The organism is Deltaproteobacteria bacterium, assembly GCA_009930495.1.
Classification (GTDB): domain Bacteria; phylum Desulfobacterota; class Desulfovibrionia; order Desulfovibrionales; family Desulfomicrobiaceae; genus Desulfomicrobium.
Map to the genome: position 1 here is coordinate 1 of RZYB01000192.1, position 4,542 is coordinate 4,542.

At 61.4% G+C, this 4,542-nt stretch carries 4 protein-coding genes; 2 read left to right on the forward strand and 2 right to left on the reverse strand.

The genetic code is table 11. From position 1 onward, the window contains the following. The coding region (locus tag EOL86_12235) for a hypothetical protein (GenBank protein NCD26343.1) at window positions 1-627 on the reverse strand (627 nt) is incomplete at its 3' end. Between the two features lie 157 nt (window positions 628-784). Next, window positions 785-2,320, reverse strand: coding sequence for a PAS domain-containing protein (locus tag EOL86_12240; protein NCD26344.1), 1,536 nt, complete (start codon window positions 2,318-2,320; stop codon window positions 785-787). Window positions 2,321-2,678: 358 nt separating this feature from the next. On the opposite strand from EOL86_12240, the gene EOL86_12245 reads away from it, so the two are divergent. Then, window positions 2,679-3,698, forward strand: coding sequence for a PstS family phosphate ABC transporter substrate-binding protein (locus tag EOL86_12245; protein NCD26345.1), 1,020 nt, complete (start codon window positions 2,679-2,681; stop codon window positions 3,696-3,698). Window positions 3,699-3,784: 86 nt separating this feature from the next. Continuing rightward, the coding region (locus tag EOL86_12250) for a phosphate ABC transporter permease subunit PstC (protein NCD26346.1) at window positions 3,785-4,542 on the forward strand (758 nt) is incomplete at its 3' end.

The following is a 4,542-nucleotide window of genomic DNA, read 5'->3' on the forward strand; positions in this document are numbered from 1 at the left end:
GGCGCAGACTTTTTGATACGAGGCGTTGATCCGCCGGAAGCGCTCCAACTCCAAGGCCAACGCCGCGCCGCCGGCCGAAATCCGTTCTTGCAAAAGGGCTTTGGCGAAAGCGTACAATTCCACATCGGCGGTATTGAACTCCAACGCGACCTCATGATCCGCATCGGTCAGTTCAACCGCATACCCGGACCGCAAGGCGTTGCGTTTTTCGTAACAATACTTGTGCAGCCCCAGGTAGCGGGCCAGCAAAATCAGACTCTCGTCGAAGAATTCCTGAATGCCGAAAAATCCGAAAACCCGTTCCAGATTGATCTTGGCCGCGGACAAGGCCGAGGCGGCTTGTCCCTGGCCATCGACGGAACGGCCGGAAAGAACCCTCGTCATGAAGTTCTTGCCCTTGAACCGTACATGCTTGTGCTCGCCCACGATGTAGTCCCGAAAACTCATCCCATTCACAATCTGGTACATATGGCTGTGCGGCCATGTCTTGAGAAACACATATTCGGACACAAGACGGGCCACGGGTTCCCGCAAGAACGTGAACACATCGACATCGCGCCCGTACAGTCGGGGTGGATCATACCGCTCCAGAAGCAAATGGCCCTGGAACAAACGCACCGAGTCCAAATCAGCGACGGGACCTCCCTGTTGCTGGAAAACTCGGACGCCGTGTACAAGGACAAAATGGCCTCGGGTCCGAAATGATCGCGGAGAATGAGGTTAAGCGTTGTCCCGGCGGTCCGGGGAATGTGCAAAAAACAATACGGACGTGACATGCGCGGATCTATTCTTTCATATCCTGGATCAAACGCCGCAGATCCCCGGCCATGTTGGCCAGAACACCCACGGCCTTGGCCGATTCCTCCATGGCCAGGGCATTCTGGGTCGCGCCGGACGTAATCTGGCCCGTGGACTGGCTGATCTCGTCCGTGGCCGCGGACTGTTCCTCGGCGGCCGAGGCGATATCGCGCATATGCTCGGCCGTGCGCTCGATAAGACTGACGATCTCGTCCAAAACCCGACGCGAACTGGCCGCCAGACGGGTGGTTTCCTCCACGGCGCCGGCCGCGACCTCGGTGGAGCGAATGCTTTGCTGGGTACTGGATTGAATGGCGCCGATGGCCGCGCCCACTTCCTGGGTGGCGGTCATGGTTTTTTCGGCCAGTTTGCGGACCTCGTCGGCGACCACGGCAAAACCGCGCCCGGCGTCTCCGGCCCGGGCCGCCTCGATGGCCGCGTTCAGGGCCAGCAGGTTGGTCTGGTCCGCGATATCGTTGATAACCCGGATGATCGCGCCGATATTCTCGGCCTGCTTACCGAGTTCACCCATGTCCTTGCGCAGCACCATGGCGTTTTCGTGGACCTGGTTGATGACCTCCTGGGAGTGAGCCATGACGGAGGCCCCTTCCTCGGCCTTGGTTCGCGCCCCCTGGGCCAGATCGGCCGCTTCGCCGGCGTTGCGGGCCACGCTCAAAACCGAGGCGCTCATTTCTTCCATGGCCGTGGCGACCTCGGTCGTGCGCGATTGTTGTTCCTGGGAGTTGGCCGTGGATTCCTCGATCTGGGCGGACAGTTCCTCCGTGGCCTGGGCCAGGGTGTTGGCGATGTCCGTGACCTGGGCCGCCCGTTCGGCAATGGATGCGTTCTGGGCCTGCAGCAACGCATCCTTGGCTTTCAGCTCGGTCATGTCCACGTACAGGCAGAACCCACCGATACACCGTCCCTCCAGATCATAGAGCGGATAGACGTTGGCCAGGACGTGCCGCGTCCCGCCCTTGTGCCCGGTGATGGTCACCTCCAGGTTGCGAAACACCTTGCCCTCGGTAATGGCCTGACCCACGGCGGTCTTGCGGGTGGGATCGTTGTAGAAAATCTCGGCCAGGGTCCGCCCGAGCTGGTTCCCGGGATCTCCGTCGATCTCGACCATGTCCAGACAGGCCTGGTTGGTGAAGACCGTCTTTTCCTGGGCGTCAACCAGCAAAAACGGCATGGGCAGCCCCTCGACAATGCCCTTGACCAAGCCTTTTTCGCGTTTCAACGCGCCGACAAGCCGGCGAAGCGCCACGCCCATGGCACCGGAATCGTCCAGCTCGACCGTCATGTCACCGTCGGCCACGGCCGCGGCAAAACACCGCGTCCGATCCATGGCGACATGCTCCGCCCGGATCAGCAGCATGGCCACGACCACGCCCAAAATCGCCGCGCCCAAAACCGCCACGGTCAACCAGGACGGCCAACCCAGAACCGTCGCCACGATTCCCAGAATCACCCCTAGCAGAGCGCCGCCCAAAGCCCCACGCAGCCAGACAGAAGTTCGCATCATTCCACTCCTTGCGACCAAAGTTCACCAATAAACGGAAGAATTTTCGCATATTCGGGGCCATGAGGACAAGAACAAAGTGCCTTCCCGCACACCCTTGACAGCCAAAAGGCGTCCTCTTTCCGCCCGACACGCGGGCATGTCATCGGGCGCTGGCCCGGCCTTGACCGCATTCAACCCAGCGGCGTCTTCCCTGTACGGCAACAAAATGCCATGATAAATGTCTGGTCCCTTTCCAGACACAATCAGGTTTGTCACACAGCCGTTACATTGGCCCCGGCATCCTGTAACAAACCATGTCTAGGTTGCCTTCATCGGTTCACGCAACAACATCGCCGCATACCAAGGAGGCTTTTCCATGAACGGATTCATCAAAAAATCACTTTTAGCCCTGGCCCTGCTCTGTCTGGGCACGGGCATGGCCCAGGCCCGCGATCAGATCAAGATCGTCGGTTCGTCCACCGTCTACCCGTTCTCCAGCTATGTCGCCGAAGAACTGGGGGCCACCACCAAATTCAAGGCACCCGTGGTCGAGTCCACCGGCTCCGGCGGCGGTCAGAAACTGTTTGGCGCCGGCGTTGGCGATAACACCCCGGATATCGCCAACTCCTCCCGCCGCATGAAGGACAGCGAATTCGAAAAGGCCGCCGCCAACGGCGTGACCGACATCACCGAGGCCATCATCGGCTTCGACGGTATCGCCATCGCCCAGAACAAGGACAACGCGCCCATGTCCCTGACCCTGGAAGAGCTGGCCATGGCCGTGGCCGCCGAAGTCCCGGTGGACGGCAAGCTGGTCCCAAATCCGTACAAGACCTGGAACGAAATCAACGCCAAGCTGCCGGCCCGCAAGATCGTGTTCTACGGCCCGCCGACCTCTTCCGGCACCCGTGACGCCTTCGAGGAAATGGTCGTGGAAAAAGTCTGCAAAAAGATGGGCGGCTACCCCAAGGATTACAAGGCCATCCGTCAGGACAGCGCCTACGTTCCGGCTGGCGAGAATGACAACCTGATCGTCCAGAAGCTGGCCAAGGACAAAGATGCGTTCGGCATCTTCGGCTACAGCTTCCTGGAAGAAAACGGCGACACCATCCAGGGCGCGGCCATCAATGGCGTTTCTCCCACGCCCGATGACATCGCCTCCGGCAAGTACCCCATCTCCCGCTCCCTGTATTTCTACATCAAGAACGCCCACTACAATGCCGTGCCCGGCCTGAAGGAATACGTGGAGCTGTTCATGAGCGACAAGATGATCGGCGACAAGGGCCTGCTGAAGAAGATCGGCCTCATCCCGCTGCCCGAGGATGTCCGCGCCAAGGCCCGCCAGGCGGTGCTGGACAAGAAGAAGCTGTCTCTCGAAGACCTGAAGCACAAATAACCGGGCGCCACGCCCAGGCCGGGGCCGATGCGTGCGGACGCATCGGCCCTTTGGCGCTCCAACGCGCGCACTGAACGAGGTATCCCGTGACCACGTCCCTTATCGCCCAACTTCTCTTTGCCGGCCTGCTGCCCCTGGCGGGCATGGCCTATCTGCTGGGACGGCGCACCATCCGCGCCCAGCAGGACCCGAAGGCCACCTTCAAGGCCTCGGAAAATCTGTACGGCTGGTTCGCCGTGGTCCGCATGGCGGCCCCGGCGGTCATCATCTGTACCGGGGCGGCCTTGATCCAGGCCACGGGTCTGGCCGAGGTGCCCTGGCCCATGCTCGCCGCCGCCACCCTCCTGGCCGCGGCCGCCGCGCTCTGGCTGGCCCTGCGGGCCATTGGCCCCAGCCTGCGCGCCCGGGTCGTGTTGGAAAAACTGATCCTGCGCATCCTGCTCCTGGCCTCCCTGCTGTCCATTCTGGCGACCATCGGCATCGTGCTGTCGGTGATTTTCGAGGCCGTCAAATTTTTCCGCATCGTCGGCATCTGGGACTTCCTGACCGGGACCACCTGGAATCCGGACGCGGCCATGGTGGCCGAGGACGGCACGATCCAACCCCTGTTCGGATCCGTGCCGCTTTTTGGCGGCACCTTCATGATCACGGCCATCGCCATGCTCGTGGCCATCCCGGTGGGCCTTATGTCGGCCATCTGCATGTCCGAATACGCCTCCCTCAAAATCCGGCGCATCGCCAAGCCGGCCCTGGAAATCCTGGCCGGCATCCCGACCGTGGTCTACGGCTTTTTCGCGGCCATCACGGTCAGCCCGCTGATCGTGCGCCTGGCCGAATCCGTGGG

What these genes read in the sequence shown, in the direction of transcription:
- EOL86_12240 (NCD26344.1), bottom strand. Translation starts at nt 2,320, where the DNA reads ATGCGAACTTCTGTCTGGCTGCGTGGGGCTTTGGGCGGCGCTCTGCTA.
- EOL86_12245 (NCD26345.1), top strand. Translation starts at nt 2,679, where the DNA reads ATGAACGGATTCATCAAAAAATCACTTTTAGCCCTGGCCCTGCTCTGT.